Origin of the sequence: Hymenobacter glaciei (genome assembly GCF_039539585.1) — a bacterium.
Classification (GTDB): domain Bacteria; phylum Bacteroidota; class Bacteroidia; order Cytophagales; family Hymenobacteraceae; genus Hymenobacter; species Hymenobacter glaciei.
Genome location: NZ_BAABDK010000003.1, coordinates 73,439 through 94,333, shown reverse-complemented (window position 1 = coordinate 94,333; position 20,895 = coordinate 73,439). Strand labels below are relative to the sequence as shown.

Here is a 20,895-nt window from a genome sequence, read left to right as displayed (position 1 = left end):
TACCCTATTATTTTAAAGGCTGTTTCCCAATAATACTATGCAATCGTTTCAAATACCCTTAATAATTTATAGGGTATCTCCAAATTCAATTGAAAACTCTGTGTGTCCAGCGATATTCGTATCGAGCCGAAATTGAAAGCCGTGAGCGAGCAGTACGTCGCGTACCAGGGTCAGGCCAATGCCCTGGCCATCACGCTTGGTGCTGAAAAAGGGGGTGAAAAGCCGTTGCTGCACTTCGGGAGTAAGGGTAGGGCCATCATTTTCAATACAGAGAGCCGGCGGATGAAGCGTGGCACTCACCCAGATGTTGCCATCGTGCCCAATGGCTTCGACGGCATTTTTGGCCACGTTCAGCAAGGCTTGCTCCAACTGCTGGGCGTCGAGGCTTATTAGCAATGGCTCGTCGGGTAGGTCCAAGTGCCACTGAATGCGCCGTTCCTGGCTCTGGGGCTGCAGCAGGCGGGCGGTAGCACGCAGCAGGGCGCACACGTCGGTGGGTTGCGGTGTGGGGGGCGGCAGACGTACCAACCGGGCAAAGCTGCCAATAAAGTTGGCCAGCTGGGTGTTGCGGGCGATGCTCACATCGAGGGCCTCGGTAAAATCGGGCCGGTCGGCGGGCGCGAGCTGGGGCGCGTAATGCTGGAAACTGTGCAGAATGGAGTTGATGGCCCCAATGGAGTTGTTGATTTCGTGCGCCATCATCCGAATCAGTTGCTCGTAGGCTTGTTTTTCTTGCTTGATGAGTACCTGGGTAAGCTCTTCGAGCACCACAAAGCGGCGGGTAAAGCCCCGGTCGAGGAAGTGGGCCGCCGTGGCGCGGTAAGTGGCCAGGCCCGAGAGGCGCAGCGCCTGCGGCTGGCTTTCGGAAAGGGCGGCCAGGGCCGGGCCCCAGGCCCCGGGCAGCTCGGCGGGCATTCGGCCATGCAATTCGGCCGCGGGCTGGCCTATGAAGCGGGCAGCAGCGGCGTTGATGATTTCGATACGGCCCTCAAAATCGAGCAGCAAGATGCCCGCTGGCGAGGCTTGGATGAGGCGTTCGAGCAGCATGCTTTTTTCGTGCTGGCTTACGCGCTCACGCCGCAGGGCGTCAATCATCTGGTTGTACACGCCGATGAGCTGGTCCATCTCGCGCTGGCCCACGGGCACGAACTTCATGCTGAAATCTTGGGCCTGCATGGCCGCCGTGCCCGCCGCGATGAGTTGAAACGGCCGCACGAACCCCTGGTAGAGTTGAACGGTGAGGACAATGCTGCACAACAGCAACACTTCGCTGCCCACAAACAGAACCGGATTGGTGGTGCGCAACTGAGCTGTCAGCGCAATGAGCACTACATGGATAAGGGTAGCAAAAAGCAGAAACCGGACGCGGAGGGACATGGTAACGTAGCGCGGAGCCTTTGCTTCGCAGGGCATGAAACGGTGCAAGGTCGGCTTAATCGGCGAGGTACCGCGGGCCTGCTCCAGAGCAATTGCTCGGGGCGGTGGCTAGGCGTCGAACGGAATTCCGTGCTTCTCCAGCCTTCGATACAATGCGCCCCGGCTCAGGCCCAGCGCCTTGGCCACGCGGCTGATGTTGCCGTCGTAGTGCGTCAGGCTCTGGCGTATCATGTGCACTTCCAGCTCGTCCAGGGTCATCGAGCCGGGCGCAGGTAGCTCGCCGGCTTCGGGTGCGCGGGCGGGCAAGGGCTGCGCATTGGCTTGGAAGTCTTCGGGGCCCAGCTCTTCGTGGCCGCTCACGAGTACCGCCCGCTCCACCAGGTTTTTCAGTTCGCGGATGTTGCCGGGCAGCGGCTGCTCGCGCAGCCAGTGCAGGGCGCGGGCACCCACTTTGAGGGCCGGGCGCTGGTAGGTGGCGCGCAGCTGGGCGATGAAGTGCTGGGTAAGCAGCGGGATGTCGGCTGGGCGCTCGCGCAACGCGGGCAGGCGCACCGAAATCAGGTTGATGCGGTAGAACAGGTCTTCGCGGAAACGGCCCTGCGCCACCATCTCGGCCAGGTTGCGGTTGGTCGCGGCAATGACGCGGATATCGAGCCGGCGCGGCTTCGAGTCGCCCAGTACTTCGTAGGTACGGTCCTGCAGCACGCGCAGCAGCTTTACCTGGCTGGCCAGTTCCAGTTCGCCGATTTCGTCCAGGAAAATAGTGCCGCCGTTGGCCAGCTCGAAGCGACCCACGCGGTCGGTTTTGGCATCGGTGAACGCGCCGCGCCGGTGGCCGAACATCTCACTTTCAAACAAGCTACTCGAAATACCGCCCAGGTTCACCTTCACAAAGGGTTGGCGGGCGCGGTGGCTGTTGCGGTGAATGGCTTCGGCAATCAGCTCTTTACCGGTCCCGCTTTCGCCCTCGATGAGCACGGCGGCGTCGGTAGCCGCCACCTGCCCCACCTGCCGCAGCACGTGCAGCAGCTGGGCATCGTGCCCGACAATGGGCTGGAAATTAAATTGCTGGTCGAGCTGGCGGCGCTGGCTGGCGGCAGTAGCCGGCTCGGCGGGCGCTACCGGTGCTTCCTGCAACGCCAAGACCGTACGGATGGTCTGGAGCAGCGAGTCGTTGTGCCAGGGCTTGGTCACGAACTCGGCCGCACCAGCCTTCATTCCGGCCACGGCCAGTTCGATGCTGCCCCAGCCGGTGATGAGCACCACGGGCAGCTGCGGAGCGAGCTGCCGCACCTGGCGTAGCAGGGCCAGGCCGTCGTGGCCAGTGGTAGCCAGCGAAAAGTTCATGTCCATCAGCACCAGTTCGGGCGGCGTTTCGCGCACCACAGCCAATGCTTCGGCAGGCGTAGCCACAGCCTGCGCGGGGTAGCCCGCTTGTTTCAGTAGCAGCTTTAGCGAAGTGCGGATGGCAAGGTCGTCGTCGACGATGAGAAACATGCTTGTTTTTGATATCTGGAAATTATAAGCCGTCATGCACACCGCAGCGAAGCATCTTGCCCGCAGTCACTAATCAATGATGTACTCACGATTAGAGTTAGTGACTGCAGACAAGATGCTCGCTGCGCTCTGCATGACGTTTTGCAAAAGCTACTAGCGGCTCTTCACGCTGCCGCCGCTGCTGGTGTGCTTGCTCACGCGGGGCGAGCCGGCGTAGCGAATGTCGCCGCCGCTGCTGGCATGGGCCGTCAGGGTTTCCTGCACGGCCACTGACAAGTTGCCGCCGCTGCTGGCCGAGGCGTCGCAGGCGCGAGCCATCAGCTCACTGCCCTTGAACACGCCGCCGCTGCTGGCGCCCACATCGAGCCGCTGGGCGCTGCCGGCCAGCGTGGCAACGCCACCGCTGCTCACCTGGGCGTGCATGTCGGTGCTGCTGAAATTGGCTTTGAGCGTAGCGCCCGACGACACTTGCACATCGAGTTTCTGGGTAGTGAAGGCACCCAGCACTTCGGCTTTGGCACCGCTGCTGGCGTGCAGGGCGGTGAGGCTGGTGGCCATCACGTCCACGCGCAGGTGGCGGGTAGTCTTGAATCCCATCGACTCGGTGAGTTCGCGGTCGTAGCTGATTTTCAGCACGCCATTGCTCACTTCGGTTTTGAGGCGGGCGAGTTGGTCGGCGTCGTCGGCGCTGGCTTCCACGCGCTGGGTGGTACCGGGCGTGAGGCGCAGTTCGATGCCGTTGCTCACCTCCACGGCCTGGAAGCTGGCGACGCTGCGCACCTGCGGGGCGGTTTGGGCGAAAGCTGCTCCCGTGCTCAGGAGGCAAAAAAAGGCGGTGGCGGTTAGGTTTTTCATAACTGAAACAGAAAAAAGGTGAGAGAAGCCGGAGGTCCTGCCGCGGCAGATGCCGCTTGGCAGGGTTTGGTTGCCTGGAGTATCGGCCAAGGTAGCGGTTCGTTACAAGAGTGGATGAAGATTTTTTGTAATTTGAACAATTACGGGCGGGGCTTGTCCCCGCCCGTTGTTAGCTATACTGGCCTTTATTGGATACCCGGAGTCACCCCAACGATGCGGGCGGGGCAAGCCCCGCCCCTACCTCAGCCGCACCAACCCTGCCGCTCACTCCTCGCGCAACGCCGCTGCTGGCTGAATGGCGGCAGCCTGCCAGCTGGGCTGCACCGCGCACAGCACCGCGAAGCCGTACACCAGCACCAGCGCCAGGCCCATGCCCACCGCGTACACTGCCAACGGCTGCCCAAATGCGTTCAGCAATGGAAATTGCGCTGCCAGCAACAGCCCGGGCCCCACGGCCAGTGTGGTCAGCATTAAGGTTTCGGCCACAAACTGCCGGCTGATGCCCGGGCCGGTAGCGCCCACGGCGCGCCGCAGGCCAATCTCGGCCCGGCGCTGGCCAATGGCCTGCCACAAGGCTCCAAACAGCCCCAACGCTACGTTCAACAGCAGAAACGCGCACACCAGCCCCACGGCCCAGATGGGCGCAAGGGCCGTTTCGAGGCCGGCAGCACGGCTGTCGGGCAGGGCGATAACGCTGGTGCTCCAGGTTTTGGTGATGGCGGCTATGGTGCGTACCAGCTGTTCTTCCAGCACGGCACCGCTGCCGGGCCGCACCCGCACCAGCAGCGTGTGCGAGAACATGGTGACGGCACTGTCGGGCAGCACGGCCCGCACGAACACGCCCGGGGTGGGCGCGCCCAGGTCGCCGCCGGGCCGGTACGAGCCCGTGACGCCCACCACCCGGCCCTCCTTCATTTCCTTTGGGTTGGAAGAATGGCTCGACCGCACCATTTTGCCCAGCGCCGGGCCCGTACCAAACAGCGCCTGCCGCAACTCGCGGTTGATGATGATGGGCGGCACCTTACTGGCATCGTCGCGGGGGGCGAACCAGCGCCCCTCCAACAGCTCCAGCTTCAGCAGCGGACCGAAATGGTCGTCGGCCTGCACTTCGTTGCCACTCACCAGCGGGCCTTTTTCGACGCGAATGTTGCTGCTCATGTTGTAGCCCGAAAATGGCGTACTGAACGCGGCCAGGCTCACGTCGGCCACGCCCGGGGTGGCCCGCAGCTGGGCCAGCAGGCGGCGCAGGGTGGGGCTTTGGGGCGTCTGGTCGTTGTTGGTGGTCAGGCGCAGCTCCCACACATCGTCGTAGGCAAAACCCGGCGGCTGGCGCATGGCCAGCGTCACCACCGCCACCAGGCTGCCCAGCCCAAACAGCACGACGAACGACAGAAACAGCTCGGCCATGAGCAGCGCATTGGCCCGCTTGCGGTTCCAGATAAGGATGAGCAGGTGTTGGAACATGGTTTTTGCGGGAAATCAGAAGGTTGTCATGCCGAGCGCAGCCGAGGCATCTCGCGTGTGATGGTAATCCAACTGATTAAGTCAGTGATAGCAGGCGAGATGCTTCGCTGCGCTCGGCATGACGTTCAATTAATCGGTTATCCTACTACCCGGGCGCGTTGCGCAACGCCTCCACGGCCGGCAGCCGGGCCATGCGCCACGCCGGGTATGCCCCCGAGAGCAACCCGAAAATCAAGCTCCCCAGCAGCGCCCAGCCGAACACTGCCAGGTTGGGCTCGATGCGGCCATAGGCGGCCAGGTAGCGCCCGCCCAGCCCGTGCAGCAGCGCGGTGGCCAGCACCAGCCCCACCACGCCGCCCAGCAAGGTTAGCACCAGGGTTTCAATCAGAAACTGACTGGCCAGCGCCCCTGCTGTAGCGCCAAAGGCCTTGCGCACCCCAATCTCGGCGGCGCGCTCGCGCAGGCGGCTCACGTTCATGGTCACCAGGTTGAGGGCGGGCAGCAGCAGCAGCAACGCCACGGCCACTCCGCTCAGCCACCGGAAAAGGCGGGCTGGGTCTTTCGTCCAGTTGTACTGCGCCAGCACGTGCCCAGCCACCGACTCGGCGAAGGGCTGCAGCTTCATGTCCACGGTCATGCCTTTTTCGACGGGTACCGTACTTAGGCCCTTCTGAAACGCCGCTGCCACGGCCGACAGCGCGGCGGGGCTGGGGGAAAGTACCACGGCTTCGGCAGTGCCGAAGGGGTTATCGGCCTGCATATCTATGGCGTTGGGGTCGAAGGGAACCCACACGTCGGCGTAGGTGTGGAAGCGCACGGCCGGCACGTTGGCTACTACGCCGAGTACCCGGTAGTTTTTCTGGTCGATGACGAGTGTGTGGCCCACCACGCCCCGCGCTTTGCCGAAATAGGCCCGGGCCGTGTGCGCACTGATAACCGCCGGAATGCCCTCGCCCCGCTGCCCGGCCGTGTACGGCCCGCCTTCCAGAAACTGAAAGTCGAACACGCGCCAAAAGCCGGCATCGGCAGCTTTCACGTTCAGCGGCAGCTTGCGGCCTTGCACGTAGGCCACCACCGGCATCGGGTCGACGCTGGCAATGGCCACGGTGGCCTGGCCCTGCACGGGAGCCAGCGCCTTGCTCAGCAGCCAGTGGCTGGGGCGCATGCGCATGGGTCCGCCGCCCATGTCCAAGGTCATCAGCGTCGAGGTGAGCAGGCGGTCGGGGTGGCTTTCGGGCGCGTGCGGACCAGCCGCGGCGTCGTAGAGCGCCACGGCCACGAGCAGGCTCATGAGCGTGGCCCCGATGCCCACCAGGCTAAGCAGGGTGAAGAACTTGCGCCGCTGCAAGACCTTCCAGGCCATTTTCAGATGATTGAGTAGCATGCTGCTGAACGGTTAAACTGGAAAGAAAACTGCATAGACGGCCTCACGGACCACGGGTTATTCCTCGCGCAGGGCAGCGGCCGGCTGAATAGCGGCCGCGAGCCGACTGGGCTGCCAAGCGCACAAAGCCGTGAGCACGAAAATGACGCCCGTAGCCACCAGCATGGCCACGCCATACACCTGCGGCGCTACCCCAAAGGCCCCCAGCAGCGGAAATTGCGCCGCCAGCAGCACGCCGCCCAGCACGCCTAGTGTGGTCAGCACCATCATCTCGCCCAAAAACTGGCGGCTGATGCCAGGCCCGGTAGCGCCCATGGCCCGCCGCAGGCCAATTTCGGCCCGCCGCTGGCTGATGGTGTACCACAGCATGCCAAACAGGCCCAGCGCCACGTTCACCACCAGAAAAATCGCAATCAGGGCCAAGGCGGCCAGCGGGGCCAGGGTTGGCTTCAGCTTGTCGACCCGGTCTTTCTCCAGCGAATACACCTGCGTGCTCCACTGCCGGGTGAGGCTGGCCACCGTGCGCACGATGCGCTGCTCCAACGCGGCGCCCTGCCCAGGGGCCACGCGCATCAACACGGACGCGCTTTCCGAGCGGGCGGTGTCTTGCGGTTGCTGGCGTATCCAGGCCGAAGGCGTGGCCGATGCAAAATCGCCGCCTGCCCGCACGTTGTCCACCACGCCAATCACCTGGTAGTCTCTGAGGGTGTCGCGCCCAAACGGATTATCAGACCGAAAAAGGCGACCCACCGCCGACGTGCCCGGCCCAAACAGCGCGTCGCTGGTATTCTGGCTGATAATGGCGGGCCGGTGCGCCGCCGCATCGTCGCGGGCCTCGAACCAGCGCCCGGCGCGCAGCTTCACCCCGAGGGTTGAAGCGTACCGGTCGTCGGCATCGTAGCAGTCCACGTCTGTCGCTTTTCTCGTCCCGTTTACATACGAGGTGTTGGAGGTGTTGAAGCGAAAGGGGGTGTTGTCGCTGGTGAGGGTGATGTCCAGCACGCCGGGCAGGGCCCGCACCTGCCGCAGCACGTCGACGAGCTGGGCGCGGGCCATTTTATCGCCCTGCCCCGCCACGATGTTGAGCCGCCAGACGTTGGCGTGCTGGAAGCCAAATGGCTGCAGGTAGTTGCGGCCGTAGTTGAACAGCAGCGTGGCCACCCCAAAGAGCACAACGAAGGAGAAAAATATTTCGGAAAGCAGCAGCATATTCGAACGCTTGCGGTTCCAGATTAAGCGAAAAAGGTGGCGTAGCATAGGTGCGGTGGTAAGGGGTACGAAATGAAGGTGGCGAACAGCGCCGAGGGCATTATTGCGGCCCGCCGCCGCTGCCACGCAGGGCATCGACGGGGTTGAGGCGCGACATTTTCCAGGCCGGGTACACGCCGCTCATCAGCCCAAACACCAGCGCCAGCACCATGCCCCAGCCAAAGGCCCACCAACTGAGGGAAAACTGCGAATAGGCAATGAGGTGGCTGCCGTTGAGCAGCCCCAACGCCCCGGCGGCCAGGCCCAGGCCCAGCAGGCCGCCCAGCACCGCCAGCACCACGTTCTCGACCAGAAACTGCGCCACCAGCGCGCCGCCCGATGCGCCAAAGGCCTTGCGCACGCCTATTTCGCTGGCCCGCTCCATAATGCGGGTCACGTTCAGGTTCACCAGGTTCAGGGCCGGCAGCAGCATAAACAGTAGGCCGAGGGCCGAACAACCCAGCAGAAAGATGCTCATGCCGTCGTCTTCGGTTTTTGTATGCATCGTGATTTCCCGCACAATGCTGGACAGGGCCGGGTCGGCGTGGCAGTGCAGGGACTTCACCTCCTTCGGGTTTGGTGGCTGCACGCGGCGCATTACCCCGGCAAACTCGGCGTGCATGGCCGGCAGCTGCTCGCTGCCGGGCTTGGCCAGCAGCATGGCCATAAACTCCCCATCCAGGCGGCTGCTTTTTACATAGGAGGTGCTCAGGGTGTACGGCACCCATACGTCGGCACTGCTGTAGAAGCGAATGACCGCCACGTCGGGCACTACTCCGGCAATCCGGTAGCGGTTGATGCCGATTTCAATGTCGCGCCCACTCACGCCCTTGGTGGTGCCGAAAAAAGCCCGCGCCGTGTGCTCGTTGATAACGCACACCCGGTCGGCGCTGCTCACTTCTTTGCCCGAGTAGGGGCGGCCGTCCAGAAAGTCGAAGTCGGTGACTTTCCAGAAGTTGCCATCGGTGTAGCGCACATCCAGGGTCAGGCTCTCGTTGTTGGCGAAGGAGGTGGCGCTGGAAGTCATCGACGTGAGCGCCACGGTAGCGGGCGTTTTCAGGGTGCGCACATACCGGTCGATAAAGTCAGCGCTTACCGGTGTGTTCCTGTTGCCGCCGTCGCGGTATTCCTGGGCTAGAAAGCTCACGAACAGGATGCGGTCGATGCGCTTTTCCGGCGCGTGCCCGCCGGTTACGTGGTTAACAAACGCCATCACCACCAGCATTATCATGAGGGTGAAGCTGATGCCGAATAGCGAGATGAACGTGAAGAACTTGCGCCGCAAGAGCACCTTCCAGGCTATTTTGAGGTAATTGAGAAGCATGGGTTGTTGAGATTAGAAGCAAAAAGAAACGTCATGCCGAGCGCAGCCGAGGCATCTCGCGTGGGGTAGTAAACCAATCGTTGAAAATGAGTTAGTGGTGGCACGCGAGATGCCTCGGCTGCGCTCGGCATGACCGCCCGACGCAGCGTACAGATTCCGAAATCAGCCGACCTGGCTGCCGTCGAACAGGCGGATTACCCGCTGCGTCTTCAGGGCCTGCTGCGCGTCGTGGGTCACCATCACGATGGTCACGCCTTCCTCGCGGTTCAGGGTTAGCAGCAGCTCCATAATCTCCTCCCCCATCACCGAGTCGAGGTTGCCGGTCGGCTCGTCGGCCAGAATAATCTCCGGCCCGCCGGCTAAGGCCCGCGCAATGGCCACCCGCTGGCGCTGTCCACCCGACAGCTGCCCCGGGAAGTGCCCCGTGCGGGCGCTCAGCCCAACTTTATCCAGGGCCGCGAGGGCGCGCTGGCGACGCTCCTTGCTGCCCATGCCGGGCCGGTACAGCAGCGGCAGCTCCACGTTGTCGACCACCGAAAGGTCATTTATCAGGTGGTAGCTCTGGAAAACAAAGCCGATTTTCAGGTTACGCAGCCCGGCCAGTTCCTTGTCGGAGAAGGAGGTCACGGGGCGTCCGTCTACCTCAATCGTGCCGTTGGTGGGCTCGTCGAGCAGGCCCATCAAGCTCAGCAGCGTCGATTTGCCGCAGCCGCTGGGCCCCATGATGGACACGAACTCGCCGCGGTTAATGGTCATGTTCACCCGGTTCAGGGCCACCGTTTCGATGGTCTTGGTCTGGTAAATCTTCTCGATGCCGGTGAGGCGCAGCACCGGGGTGGCAGTGGCCACGGCAGCACGAGAGGAAGCAGCCACTACGGGCTGGCGGAGGTCGGTTTCAACGTTCATTTGAGGAGAGGCGTTTGGTTTTCGAAATCGTAGAGAGTGAGCGCCCGCAGGCGGTAATAAGCAACCCAGCCGGCGCGCAGAGCGAAGATGTAGCCGCGCCGCGCCCCGTCCTTGGCCACCGAGGCCAGGGTTAAATCGGTGAGGCTGATGCGGCCCAGCAGGTAGGTGGCGCGGGCAATGTCGTAGCGGCGCTGGGCCAGCGAGTCGGCCCGTCCCGCCAGCTGAATCTGCTCGGCCAGCGCAGGCTGCTGCCCGGCCTGGATGAGCACCTGTTGCTCGAAGCTGCGCTCTTCCTGGGCCACGTTGTGGCGGGTCTGGTCGCGGGCGAGTTCAGCGGTTTTCACGATGGACTGGCGGCGGCCCCAGTCCACGAGCGGCAGCGAAAAGGCCAGCCGCACCTGCTGTTGGTTTTGCAGGTTCAGGTAAGTATCGGTGAAGTTCGCGGCCTGGTTCACGTAGCCGAGGTTGGCCGTGAGCGTGGCCTGAAAACCGGTGGTACCCCGGGCCTGGGCCACGTCGCGCTCGGCCTGCAACAGCCGGCGGCGCAGTTCCAGTGTGGTGCTGCGGTACTGCCGGGCCTGGGCCAGCGCCTGCGTGGGAGCCACGGCTGGCTGGGGTGCTGGGGTGGGCACCGCCAAGCCCAGCGGGCCTGCGGCAGCCGGCTGCCCGGTGTAGGCCTGCAGGGTCACGGCCGCGCTTTGGGCATCGAGCTGGGCCTGGTTCTGAGCTTGGCGGGCATCCAGCAGGTTCAGCTCCAGCTGCAATAAGTCGCTCTGCGACATCCGACCCAGCGCAAATCGCTCGCGGCCGATGCGCAGCAATTCGGCCGTGGCCTGGGCATTCTGGCCGGCCACGGCAGCATTCACTTGTTGCAGCAGCACGTCGAAATACAGTTCCGTCACGCGTTGAGCCACGGTTTCGCGCTCCTCTACGTAGCTGCGCTGGCTTTCCTGAAAGCGCATCGGCTCAATGGCCCGCGCCCACTTCAAGCTATTAAACTGGCCCAGCGGCTGCGTAATGCCCAGCGTGAACGGTTGGTTGTTGTAGCGTTTCAGGTTGCCGTTGAAATCATCGAACCGTTGTACTTCGGCCCCCACAAACACTTGGGCCCCGGTCATTCCCACGTTCTGGCTCAGCGTCAGAGCCAGGTTGGAGTTGTTGATGCGCACGGCCCGAAAATCAGTAGTGCCGTCGGGCTGCACCACGGGAGTAATCACGCGGCTGAAGTTGGGCAGCGTTCCCAGCAAGCCCAGTTGCGGGCGGTAGTTGGCCTGGTAGGCCCGCCAAGTCCAGTAGCTGGTTTCGCGGTTGGTGATGGTTTGCTGGCCAGCCGCCGAGTGGTCAAGCGCTTGGGCAATCACCTCGGCCAGCGTGAGGGGGGGCGCGGGAGCTTGCGCAGTGGCACGCTCCCACACCCCACCCAGCAGCAGCACAGTAAGCAGAAAAAAGGAAGGGTATTTCATTGTCAGCGGGCACTAGTCGTGCAGGGTCAGTTCGGGCGTTTCCAAATGGTCTTTCATATCCGACACCACAATCTCTTCACCGGCTCGCAGGCCGTTGATAATCTGCACGAAGTCAAAGTTGCTGTCGCCGAAGCGCACTGTGCGGCGCACCACTCGCCCGTCAATCGTGAGCACAAACACCGGCTGCTCCTTACCGCCCTGGTAGAACGGGCCGTTTTTCACGCGCGGCACGCCGTGGTGAGCGCGGGTTATCACAAACACGTCGGCGCGCAGGTTGGGCCGTAGCGCCGGGTGGTGCGGGTTGTCGAGCTGGGCATAAAACGTGACCACGCCCTTCTCTACGCTCGGGCTGATACTGGCCACTGTGCCGCGCAAGTCGGTGTCGTTGATACGCACCTTTACCGGGTCGCCCTGGTGCAGGGCATCGGCGTAGGTATCCGAAATCGTGGCCTTTACCCGAAAGCTGCTCAAATCGGCTACCCGGGCTAGCGCGTCGCCGGCCTGCACAGTGGTGCCAAGGTTATCGTTCACCCAGGTGAGCACGCCCGGCTGTTGGCTGCTGATGTCGGCCTGCCGCAGCTTGCCGGCCAGCTCGGCAATGCTGCGCTGCTGCATCGAAACCGTGTAGCCCAGTTCCCGCACATCGGCCGCATTCGAACGCTGCTGCGTCTGAATCTGGCGCGTCAGGCGGCCGGCTTCGAGCTGGGCCACGGTCAGGTTCAACTCAGCCTGGCGCACGTTTTCGGCGGTACCGCCGCCAATTTTCAACAGCTGCTGCTCGTCGCGTAGTGCCGATTGCAGGCTGCGCACTTTCACGGCCTGCACCTGGGCCTGGGCGCGCAAATCCGTAAGGCTGCGCTCCAGCGTTAGCTGCAGCTGCGAGTTCTTGTTCTGGTTGCGTAGCTGCTCATCGTCGAGCTTGGCCAGGCTCGAATTGGCGAGCTCCTTATCGAGCTCGAGGATGGTTTCGCCCGGCTTCACTCGCGCGCCTACCGCCACTGCCACTCGCCGGATGGTACTCTGAATCGGACTGGTCAACACTGCCTCGCGGCCCGGAATAACGGTACCTGCTGCCGTCAGCGTCGCTTCTACCTCGCCGGTTTCCACGGTAGCCGTCAGAATATCTCCGCGCCGCAAGCTGGGCTTCAGCGCCGTGCGAAAGGCCAGCAAAGCCCCGATAACCAACACCGCGGCGCCGGCCATCAGCAGCCAGCGGCGGCGCTTACGTTGGGTTTGGGTGGAAGCGGCAATAGCTCTGTCCATTTTCGTGCAGAAAGAAGGGAGGTTCCCCTATCTATTGCCAAGCCGCGTGCCAATCGTATAAACCACTGATTTACATGTGTATGTACGCCTTGTGCGGTTCTACACAATCTCAAAATGTGTCCATTTATGAACACTTAGGCTTAAACCGGACACTTATATGCTTTTCCCATCTAAAAAACGGTGTTGGGGCAGCTCACTATCAACATCTATTCAATCAGCCAGAGCATAATAATTCAATTTAAAATCTATATATTGTATAAACAATCTAAAAAACAACCCTTATGATTGCTACATCCACTCCTGTAGCCGCCGAAATCCGGCGGGCCAACGACATCTTTGAATCCAGCTTCGAGCGGAGCGATGCCGCTGCCATAGCAGGCCTCTACACGCCCAATGGGGTGTTGCTGCCAACGGGCATGGAGGCAATCCAAGGCGCGGCGGGCATTCAGGCATTTTGGGAAGGCGCCATGGCCATGGGCATCAAGCACGTGCAGTTGCATACCCAGGATGTTGAAGAAATGGCCGATACCGCCATCGAGCTGGGCCACTATGCGCTGCTGGGCTCCAACGACCAACCCATAGACCAAGGCAAGTACCTCGTGGTGTGGAAGCAGCAGCACGGCCAGTGGAAGCTGCACCAAGACATTTGGAACAGCAGCCTGCCCGCGCCCACTGCTTAGGCCAGTACCTGGTACACGACAAAAGCCGCGACGTAGGCCAGCCCGGTCATGTACACCAACTGCGCCAGCGGCCATTTCCAGTTCTTGGTTTCGCGGTAGGTCACGGCCAGCGTGCTCATGCATTGCATGGCAAACACGTAAAATACGAGCAGCGAAAACGCCCGCGCCGGCGTGAAGAACGGCTGCCCGCTGGCGTCCTTTTCAGCGCGGAGCTTCTGTTGCAGCGTGCCCATGTCGGCATCCTGGCCCACGCTATAAATGGTCGAAATAGTGCCTACGAACACCTCCCGCGCCGCAAACGACGTGAGCAACGCAATGCCGATTTTCCAATTGTATCCCAACGGGCGGATGGCCGGTTCCAGCACATGGCCGAATTTGCCAGCATAGGAATTCTCCAGTCTGGCCGATGCCACCTGCCGGCTGGTTTCAGCCGCGTCCCAGCCACGGGCGGCAGCAGCTTGCCGCACCTGCGCTTCGGCGGCTTCCTGCTGCCGGCCCGGGCCATAGCTGGCCAGTACCCACAGCAGCACCGAAATGGCGATAATTACCCGGCCCGCCTGTAGCACAAATGCCTTCACCTTTTGATAGATGGTGAGGCCCACGTTCTTCCAGCGAGGCCATTGGTACACCGGAAACTCCATGATGAAGTAACTCCGCTCCCGCGCCTTCAGCAGCTTCTTCAATGCCCAGGCCGAGCCCAGCGCCGAGAAAAGCCCCAGCAGGTACAACGACATCAGCGCCACGCCGCGCAGGTTGAAAATGCCCCAGGCGGCTCGGTCGGGCACTACCAGCGCTACTAGTACTGTGTACACCGGAATACGCGCCGAGCAGGACATCAGCGGCGTCACGAAAATCGTAATCATCCGGTCCTTCCAGCTCTCAATTACCCGCGCGCCCATGATGGCCGGCACCGCGCAGGCTAGCCCCGAAATAAGGGGCACCACGCTCTTGCCGCTCAGCCCGAACGGCCGCATCAGCTTGTCCATCAGAAAGGTGACCCGGGCCATATAGCCCGTTTCTTCCAACACCGCCAGAAAGCCAAACAGCAACGCAATCTGTGGAATAAACACCAGCACGCCCCCCAAACCGGCCAGCACCCCCTCGGTAAGCAGCCGCACCAACGGCCCCGAGAAGTTGGCCTGAATAACGGCACTCAGGCCCGAAATGCCCTGGTCAATCCAGTCCATCGGGTACTGCGCCCAGGCAAAAATGGCCTGAAACAGCAGGAACAGAATGCTTAGAAAAATCAGGTAGCCGCCCACCCGGTGGGTCAGCACCTTGTCAATCCGGTTGCTTATAGGCTCGCGTTTTTCGGTGCGCACCACCGTCACCGTTTCAAGCAGAATCTCGTTGATGCGTCCGTAGCGGCCAATGGTCTCGGCTGCCTGTGTCGCAGTGGCATCGAACCCCACCTGCTGCGTCAGTTCCTGAATGTGGGTCTTCTCTTCCGCCGTCAAAAACCCAATCTGACGGTACTGCTGGGCATAGTGCAGCGCCAGGTAGTCGTTGTGCAGGTCGAAGTAGTAGCGAATCTGGCGCACCAGCGGCAGCAGCTTTTCATCGGGCTCCCAAAAGCGCACCGGCGGCGCATCCAGCCGCTGCGCCATCACAATCTTCAGGGCCGCTACGCCAATCCCCTTCCGGGCATTCATCGGAATAATGGGCACGCCCAGCTCGCGCTCCAGCGCTGGCAAATCAATGTTCACGCCGTGACGCTCGGCCACGTCCATCATGTTTAGGGCCAGCACCGCCGGCAGGCCCAGGTCGCCGAGCTGCGTAAATAGCAGCAAGCTGCGGCGCAGGTTGTTGGCATCCACCGTCACCACCACAAAATCGGGGTAGTTATCGGCGGCTTTATCGTACAGTAAATCGGTAATTACTTTCTCATCCAGGCTCTTGGGATAGAGCGAGTACGTGCCCGGCAAGTCAATAATCTCAGCCCGCTGGGTGGCAGTGAGCTGCGCTACGCCGGTTTTGCGGTCCACCGTCACACCCGGGAAGTTGCCCACCTTCTGGTTCAGGCCCGTAAGTTGGTTGAAGAGCGAGGTTTTACCGCTGTTGGGGTTGCCAATGAGGGCAATGCGCAGGGGCCGCACGTCGGCCGGAAGGCCGGCGACCTTTGCGGGAGCCGGAGTGCCTGCGATTGCCGCCATGCGCTACTCTTTTAGTAAAATGGTGGCGGCCTCGCTGGCCCGCACCGACAGGGTGTATTCCTGGTCGCCGAGCACCAGCATCAGCGGGTCGCCAAGGGGCGCGCGGCCACTCAGGCGCACCTGCACACCGGGCACGCAACCCATCTCCAATAGCTTGAGCGCCATCTCAGGGTCTTCGAGGCAGCAGACGGTGCCGGTTTCGCCCACCCGCAGGTCGCGCACGCTGCGCCGTGCAGAACCAATTGCAGTAGAAGAGGGGGAACGTCGAAACAAAGCCACTGGGAAAACGCGAAAAGCTTATTTAGAAACAATACAAACAAAGGTACACAGGCAATTTGTTACCGGCTCTGCAATTTTTTTTATCCCCTAATAATTCGATTTCAAGCAATTCACCCATCTTTGTAGAATCCTAAAACGATACTTACTTGGTTGTGGCAAAAAAAACGGCTAACTTTCAGCCCTTGATTTGTAATTTTGTTCGAACTACTCGATAAACTATGTACGCAAGACTACTTTCTATAGCACTATTCTTATCTGCCATTGTGCCCGTCGCTAACGCTCAGAAGGCGGAGATAAAGGGGGTAATTGTGGATAAGGATACCAAAGAGCCGCTGCCCTTTACATCCATTGGGCTTAAAAACGAACAAATTGGTGCCCTCAGCAATGAGCATGGCCAGTTCGTGGTGCCTGCACCCTCACAGAACACCGCCGACTCCTTGGTAGTCGTCGCGCTGGGCTACGGCCGCCGCGCCGTACTGGTGAAGCGCGGCGTATCTGTAGCCAGCCTCACCATCGAATTGCCTAAGCGCGCCGTAGCCCTTGGCAATGTAACCGTGAAGGCCGGCAAGGTGAAAAACCTGGGCCTGGGGTCGCGCTCCGACGACCCAGGTGAGGGCATGATTCAGGGCCTGCCGGGCAGCCAGTACGCTTTCTTCGTGAAAAACGAGAAGAAAAAGCGCCTCGGCAATGTGCGCACGGTGTCGTTCTACATCGGTGAGAACGGCTTCCCCCGCGAGCCTTTCCGCGTGCGTCTCTACAAGGCCGATGGCAACTACAACGCTCCCAACACCGACCTTCTGCTGGAAAACGTAGTGGTATCGGCTCCACAGGGTGGCCAATGGTACACGGTCGATTTGACGCCTTACAACATTATTGCGCCCGAAGAAGGCTTCTTTGTGGCCATGGAATGGGTAGTGAGCGGCGACAAATTCTTCACGACGAATTTTATGGACGACTACACGCCCTACGGCCAGATTATGCGCCCCACGTACGAGTTCAAAGAAAGCCGCACCTGGAACTACACCATGGGCAAGGGCTGGAGCCTCATTACGGCTTCTAACGGCCAGGGCCTGCGCTACAACGCCATGATTCGGGCCGAAGTAGACATGATTAAGTAGTGCTCCCGGCTGCATAGCCGAATGAACACCCACAAAAAAGGCCTTGCTACAAGCAAGGCCTTTTTTATTTAAGTACTCGTTCAAAAGTAAACGAGTACAAGCACGTCATGCAGAGCGCAGCGAAGCATTTCGCGTGCTGCAGTAAATCAATCGTTTGACCATGCGAGCGAGATGCTTCGCTGCGCTCTGCATGACGGTTGCTTTTGCTTGAGTACTTAACGCAAGTGCTGCGCGCTATTTCACTTTAGCTTCAGCAGGGTTTGCGGGCTTTTTCGGTCCCAGCCCCTCGATGAACTCCCGAATGGCATCGGCTGCTACCGGAGCCAGGACGGGCTGCATCTCGCCGTTTATCAACACCCACTCGGTTTTAGGGGGCTGAAACAGGTGGTTGGCTCCGGGCAGGCGCCGAACTACTGTGCTGTGGCTGATGCTACGCAACTCCTTTTCCAAGGCCACCAGATGCAGGTCGGCAGGCGCTTCAGAATCGTCGGTGCCACTGAGCAACAGCACCGGGCATTTCACCTGGTCGAGCTCGGCTACGGGGTCGAAGGTGAGGAAGTAGCGCCGCCAGGGAGTAAGTTGCTCGGCTGCCGCCTTCTGCGCGGCTTCGGGCGTTAGTTCGGGCTGGTCTTGCCGCATCATGTTGCTGACGATGGACAACGCTTGTGAGGGCGTGCTCTGCCGAATGATTTCATACATCGTCTTCTGGCGCTCGTAGCCCACCTGCACGGTCACAGGGTCGAGCTTTTGGGCTTTCAGCTGGGCGACGTGCTGCTGGAGCAGAGTTTGCTCGCCCGTAAGGCCATAGCCAGCCATCGATACAACGAATGCGGGTGGCAACGGCTGGCCAGCAGCCAACAGCGCAATATCCGCTCCTTCGCCGTGGCCAATTACTCCAATGCGGCCGATGTTTACTTCGATGCGCGAGCGCAGAAAATTCATCCCGGCTTGCACGTCGCTCACGAGCATTGCCGTGGTGGCCAGTGATGAACTGCCGCCCGACTTGCCAACGCCACGGTCGTCGTAGCGCAGCACAGCAATGCCGCGGCGGGTAAGGTAATCGGCGAGTGTGCCCAGCAGGCGGAAGTTGCCAATCGTACCGTCACGGTCCTGCGCGCCAAGGTCGCTCACGAGCACAACAGCCGGAAAAGGCCCTTTGCCTGGCGGCACTGTGAACGTGCCGCCCAGATTCATACGCGAGACCGGGTTGCTAAAGGTGACTTCTTCTTCGTGATAGGGAGGCGCCAGACGGGTTGCTGTGCCACTGCCAAGCGTGGGCATGGGCGAATAACGCAGCTCCAACGGAGACTTCACGCCCGACTGTATCCAGGTGCCTTCGAGCTGGCGTTTAGCGGCCACATAGCGGGCGGCATACCGGCTGCCAGCACCGGGCATGAAGAACAGCACCGAGTCGTCGCGAACGGTCATTTCCGTCATCATGCGGGCAACCTTTTGAGCTGGCACGTCGAGAGCCGCAAAAAACTTACCGCCCGCCAACGGTACAATGCTGATAGTCAGGTCCAAATGTCCACCCAACATCGTTAGCTTGCCTTTCCAGATGCCGCCCAATGGCAATGGTGGGGCAGCAACAGCCGGGGCTTGCGCCTCCGCCTGAAAAGCAGCACCTGCCAACAATGAAAGTAACAGTGTTATGTATTTTTTTCTCATAAATTACTAGTGCCGACTAGGGCAGTTGCAAGGTACGGAAAAGCCGGCTGAGTACCGAAATCCTTACCATGCAGACCGCGAAAAAGCTCAGCCATAGCATGTAATTATAGTAGCTATTATATGCTAAAGGCCCGCCCTGAAACAGGGCGGGCCTTTAGCATGACAAACGGGATGTTCCGGGCTAGCGGGTGCGCACTGCTATTTCGACGCGGCGGTTTTCCTGGCGGCCGGCGGCCGTAGCGTTAGATGCTACCGGCTGGGTTTCGCCCATCGGCTCGACGCTCACTCGCGCGGCGTCAATTTTACCATCACCAACCAAGTAGCTTTTCACCGCTTCGGCGCGCTTCTCGCTTAGTTCGCGGTTGTAGCTTTTGTCGCCGCGCGAGTCGGCGAATCCCATTACGCGCACTTGCTGCGTAGCGTAGCGCTGGCCGATTGAAGCGGTTATCTGCTGCAGGGAGGCAGCAGCACTGGGCTTAATTTCGGCCTTCTCGGTGTCGAAAAGCACGGTCTCGTCCACGCTATACACACTGTAGGTGCTGTCGCCGCGTACCGTTACACCGGTCGTAGTCACTTCCTTGAATTTCATATCGGCCAGCTTGGCCTTGGTCATGTCCCAGGCATTGGCAGCCGAGGCACTGGCGTCGCCGGCCATCTGGCTGGCGGTCTGGCCATCGCGGGTCATTACGGCCGTGTCCTGGCCCGCTTCAGCGAGCTGGTCTTTGGTTTCAGAGTGTTTGGTTTCGCAGCTAGCCAGCAGCAAAGTGGCGGCTAAGCCGGGCAGGATGAACTTCATCATGGAGAGTGGGCAACAAAATGTGAAAGAAATTATTTGGCTTCCGATACGGAATTGCCGCTTAATGAGTTAATTTTATCACCACGCAGAATCAAATAAAACAATTCTGCTAACCCACCAAAAGCCTTTCCCAAAGCGACAAACGCCATTTAGGGCTGTTTAGAGCCCAAAAAAGTTTATTCTACCATTCGTCCTTTCTCTACTTCTGTGCTGCCACTACTACCATATGTGGTGCAGAATTTGTAAATTTGCCAGACTACATCCATTATAATTATTCTTGGCGATGATGAAACGCATACCTTTTCTCGCTTTATGGGTTCTGCTGCTGCTTCCGGCACTGAGCTGGGCGCAGGAGAACCGCATTACCGGCCGCGTCGTGGATGCCAAAACCAAAGACCCGGTTCCATTTGCTTCCATTTCACTCCGTGAAGAAGGGACAGGTGCCCTCACCAACGAGTATGGCTACTTTCAGCTGGCTGGCCTGGAAAAAACTAGCCAGGACTCGCTCATCGTGATGACGCTGGGCTATGACCGCGCGTCCATCTTCATTAAGCGTGGCAGCACCGAAGACCTCATTGTCGAACTGAACAAGCGATTCATAGAACTCGGTACCGTAGAAGTTAGAAGCAAGGACAAGATTAAAAATCTGGAACTCGGTTCAAACTCCAACAACCCGGGCGAAGGCATGATTCAAGGCCTGCCGGGCAGCCAGTACGCTTTCTTCGTGAAGAATGAAAAGCAGAAAAAGCTTGGCAACGTGCGCACGGTGTCGTTCTACATCGGTGAGAACGGCTTCCCCCGCGAGCCTTTTCGCGTGCGCATCTACAAGGCCGACGGCAACTACAACGCCCCCAACACCGACCTGCTGACGGAAAACGTAGTGGTATCGGCTTCACGCGGCGGCGAGTGGTACACCATTGACCTGAGCACCTACAACATCAAAGCCCCTGAAGAAGGCTTCTTTGTGGCCATGGAATGGATTGTGGGCGGCGACAAGTTCTACACTACCAACTTCATGGACAACTACACGCCCTACGGCCAGATTATGCGCCCCACGTTCGAGTTCAAAGAGAGCCGCACGTGGAGCTACACCATCGGTAAGGGCTGGAACCTGCTCACGCTGGCCAACAGCTCTGGCCGCCGCTACAACGCCATGATTAAGGCTGAAGTAGACATGTACAAGTAAGCGCGCAGCATTTGCCGCCCGAAAAGCCCCGCAGGTCCTCCTGACGGGGCTTTTTTGTGTAATCTGTCTTCGTAATGCTATACAATCAATGCACATACAGGCCGGGTACACTATCGCGGCTCCGTGGCCAGTGTACAGGCGGAACGATGTAGGGGCGGGGTCGTACCCGGTAGGGCTTGCCTCCGCCCGTCGTTGAACGGAATCGGGCAACGGGCATCAACGTCCGGGCGGGGG

The 20,895-nt window shown here is 60.6% G+C and carries 17 protein-coding genes; 3 read left to right on the top strand and 14 right to left on the bottom strand.

Annotated elements, in window-relative coordinates; all coding sequences use genetic code 11:
* Positions 1 to 66 precede the first annotated feature (66 nt).
* From ABD837_RS03315 to ABD837_RS03270, 10 genes are all read right to left on the bottom strand, one after another.
* Positions 67 to 1,377, bottom strand: coding sequence for a sensor histidine kinase (locus tag ABD837_RS03315; RefSeq protein WP_345050239.1), 1,311 nt, complete (start codon positions 1,375 to 1,377; stop codon positions 67 to 69).
* A gap of 108 nt (positions 1,378 to 1,485) precedes the next feature.
* A complete protein-coding gene (locus ABD837_RS03310; RefSeq protein WP_345050237.1) occupies positions 1,486 to 2,874 on the bottom strand; it encodes a sigma-54-dependent transcriptional regulator in 1,389 nt (462 codons plus the stop codon).
* 153 nt (positions 2,875 to 3,027) lie between these two features.
* The gene (locus tag ABD837_RS03305) at positions 3,028 to 3,729 is read right to left on the bottom strand and encodes a head GIN domain-containing protein (RefSeq protein ID WP_345050236.1); all 702 of its coding nucleotides are present in this window, start codon (positions 3,727 to 3,729) and stop codon (positions 3,028 to 3,030) included.
* Positions 3,730 to 3,993: 264 nt separating this feature from the next.
* Positions 3,994 to 5,193, bottom strand: a complete 1,200-nt coding sequence (locus ABD837_RS03300; protein ID WP_345050234.1) for an ABC transporter permease — start codon at positions 5,191 to 5,193, stop codon at positions 3,994 to 3,996.
* A gap of 145 nt (positions 5,194 to 5,338) precedes the next feature.
* Entirely contained in the window at positions 5,339 to 6,577 is a 1,239-nt protein-coding gene (locus ABD837_RS03295; protein WP_345050231.1) for an ABC transporter permease, read from the bottom strand.
* Between the two features lie 57 nt (positions 6,578 to 6,634).
* Positions 6,635 to 7,834 (bottom strand): ABC transporter permease, encoded by a 1,200-nt coding sequence (locus ABD837_RS03290; RefSeq protein ID WP_345050230.1) that lies wholly within the window; start codon positions 7,832 to 7,834, stop codon positions 6,635 to 6,637.
* A 52-nt stretch (positions 7,835 to 7,886) separates the two neighbouring features.
* Entirely contained in the window at positions 7,887 to 9,149 is a 1,263-nt protein-coding gene (locus ABD837_RS03285; RefSeq protein ID WP_345050229.1) for an ABC transporter permease, read from the bottom strand.
* 162 nt (positions 9,150 to 9,311) lie between these two features.
* Positions 9,312 to 9,980, bottom strand: coding sequence for an ABC transporter ATP-binding protein (locus tag ABD837_RS03280; RefSeq protein WP_345050260.1), 669 nt, complete (start codon positions 9,978 to 9,980; stop codon positions 9,312 to 9,314).
* Between the two features lie 71 nt (positions 9,981 to 10,051).
* The gene (locus tag ABD837_RS03275; protein WP_345050227.1) at positions 10,052 to 11,518 is read right to left on the bottom strand and encodes a TolC family protein; all 1,467 of its coding nucleotides are present in this window, start codon (positions 11,516 to 11,518) and stop codon (positions 10,052 to 10,054) included.
* A gap of 12 nt (positions 11,519 to 11,530) precedes the next feature.
* Positions 11,531 to 12,781 carry an efflux RND transporter periplasmic adaptor subunit gene (locus ABD837_RS03270; protein WP_345050225.1) on the bottom strand — a complete coding sequence of 417 codons (1,251 nt, stop codon included), beginning with the start codon at positions 12,779 to 12,781 and terminating at the stop codon, positions 11,531 to 11,533.
* A 281-nt stretch (positions 12,782 to 13,062) separates the two neighbouring features.
* On the opposite strand from ABD837_RS03270, the gene ABD837_RS03265 reads away from it, so the two are divergent.
* Complete coding sequence (locus tag ABD837_RS03265) at positions 13,063 to 13,461, top strand: YybH family protein (protein WP_345050224.1); 399 nt, start codon at positions 13,063 to 13,065, stop codon at positions 13,459 to 13,461.
* Here ABD837_RS03265 and feoB read toward each other — a convergent pair.
* Together feoB and ABD837_RS03255 are read right to left on the bottom strand one after the other, a co-directional pair.
* Positions 13,458 to 15,614: a ferrous iron transport protein B gene (gene feoB / locus ABD837_RS03260; RefSeq protein WP_345050222.1), complete on the bottom strand. Its 2,157-nt coding sequence runs from the start codon at positions 15,612 to 15,614 to the stop codon at positions 13,458 to 13,460. The genes ABD837_RS03265 and feoB overlap by 4 nt on opposite strands.
* A 3-nt stretch (positions 15,615 to 15,617) precedes the next feature.
* Entirely contained in the window at positions 15,618 to 15,887 is a 270-nt protein-coding gene (locus ABD837_RS03255) for a FeoA family protein (protein ID WP_345050220.1), read from the bottom strand.
* Positions 15,888 to 16,156: 269 nt separating this feature from the next.
* Here ABD837_RS03255 and ABD837_RS03250 point away from each other — a divergent pair, with 269 nt between their 5' ends.
* Positions 16,157 to 17,011, top strand: a complete 855-nt coding sequence (locus tag ABD837_RS03250; protein ID WP_345050218.1) for a carboxypeptidase-like regulatory domain-containing protein — start codon at positions 16,157 to 16,159, stop codon at positions 17,009 to 17,011.
* Positions 17,012 to 17,245: 234 nt separating this feature from the next.
* On the opposite strand, the gene ABD837_RS03245 is transcribed toward ABD837_RS03250, so the two are convergent.
* Both ABD837_RS03245 and ABD837_RS03240 read right to left on the bottom strand, forming a co-directional pair.
* Positions 17,246 to 18,643 carry an alpha/beta hydrolase family protein gene (locus ABD837_RS03245; protein ID WP_345050215.1) on the bottom strand — a complete coding sequence of 466 codons (1,398 nt, stop codon included), beginning with the start codon at positions 18,641 to 18,643 and terminating at the stop codon, positions 17,246 to 17,248.
* Positions 18,644 to 18,860: 217 nt separating this feature from the next.
* The gene (locus ABD837_RS03240; protein WP_345050212.1) at positions 18,861 to 19,478 is read right to left on the bottom strand and encodes an OmpA family protein; all 618 of its coding nucleotides are present in this window, start codon (positions 19,476 to 19,478) and stop codon (positions 18,861 to 18,863) included.
* A gap of 280 nt (positions 19,479 to 19,758) precedes the next feature.
* Here ABD837_RS03240 and ABD837_RS03235 point away from each other — a divergent pair, with 280 nt between their 5' ends.
* The gene (locus ABD837_RS03235) at positions 19,759 to 20,661 is read left to right on the top strand and encodes a carboxypeptidase-like regulatory domain-containing protein (protein WP_345050211.1); all 903 of its coding nucleotides are present in this window, start codon (positions 19,759 to 19,761) and stop codon (positions 20,659 to 20,661) included.
* The last annotated feature ends 234 nt before the right edge of the window (positions 20,662 to 20,895 follow it).

Bases quoted from the DNA above. Each gene is read 5' to 3' on its own strand.
- ABD837_RS03310 (WP_345050237.1), bottom strand. From the start codon at position 2,874: ATGTTTCTCATCGTCGACGACGACCTTGCCATCCGCACTTCGCTAAAG.
- ABD837_RS03235 (WP_345050211.1), top strand. From the start codon at position 19,759: ATGATGAAACGCATACCTTTTCTCGCTTTATGGGTTCTGCTGCTGCTT.
- ABD837_RS03285 (WP_345050229.1), bottom strand. From the start codon at position 9,149: ATGCTTCTCAATTACCTCAAAATAGCCTGGAAGGTGCTCTTGCGGCGC.
- feoB (WP_345050222.1), bottom strand. From the start codon at position 15,614: ATGGCGGCAATCGCAGGCACTCCGGCTCCCGCAAAGGTCGCCGGCCTT.
- ABD837_RS03300 (WP_345050234.1), bottom strand. From the start codon at position 5,193: ATGTTCCAACACCTGCTCATCCTTATCTGGAACCGCAAGCGGGCCAAT.
- ABD837_RS03295 (WP_345050231.1), bottom strand. From the start codon at position 6,577: ATGCTACTCAATCATCTGAAAATGGCCTGGAAGGTCTTGCAGCGGCGC.
- ABD837_RS03305 (WP_345050236.1), bottom strand. From the start codon at position 3,729: ATGAAAAACCTAACCGCCACCGCCTTTTTTTGCCTCCTGAGCACGGGA.
- ABD837_RS03240 (WP_345050212.1), bottom strand. From the start codon at position 19,478: ATGATGAAGTTCATCCTGCCCGGCTTAGCCGCCACTTTGCTGCTGGCT.
- ABD837_RS03315 (WP_345050239.1), bottom strand. From the start codon at position 1,377: ATGTCCCTCCGCGTCCGGTTTCTGCTTTTTGCTACCCTTATCCATGTA.
- ABD837_RS03265 (WP_345050224.1), top strand. From the start codon at position 13,063: ATGATTGCTACATCCACTCCTGTAGCCGCCGAAATCCGGCGGGCCAAC.
- ABD837_RS03270 (WP_345050225.1), bottom strand. From the start codon at position 12,781: ATGGACAGAGCTATTGCCGCTTCCACCCAAACCCAACGTAAGCGCCGC.
- ABD837_RS03275 (WP_345050227.1), bottom strand. From the start codon at position 11,518: ATGAAATACCCTTCCTTTTTTCTGCTTACTGTGCTGCTGCTGGGTGGG.
- ABD837_RS03290 (WP_345050230.1), bottom strand. From the start codon at position 7,834: ATGCTACGCCACCTTTTTCGCTTAATCTGGAACCGCAAGCGTTCGAAT.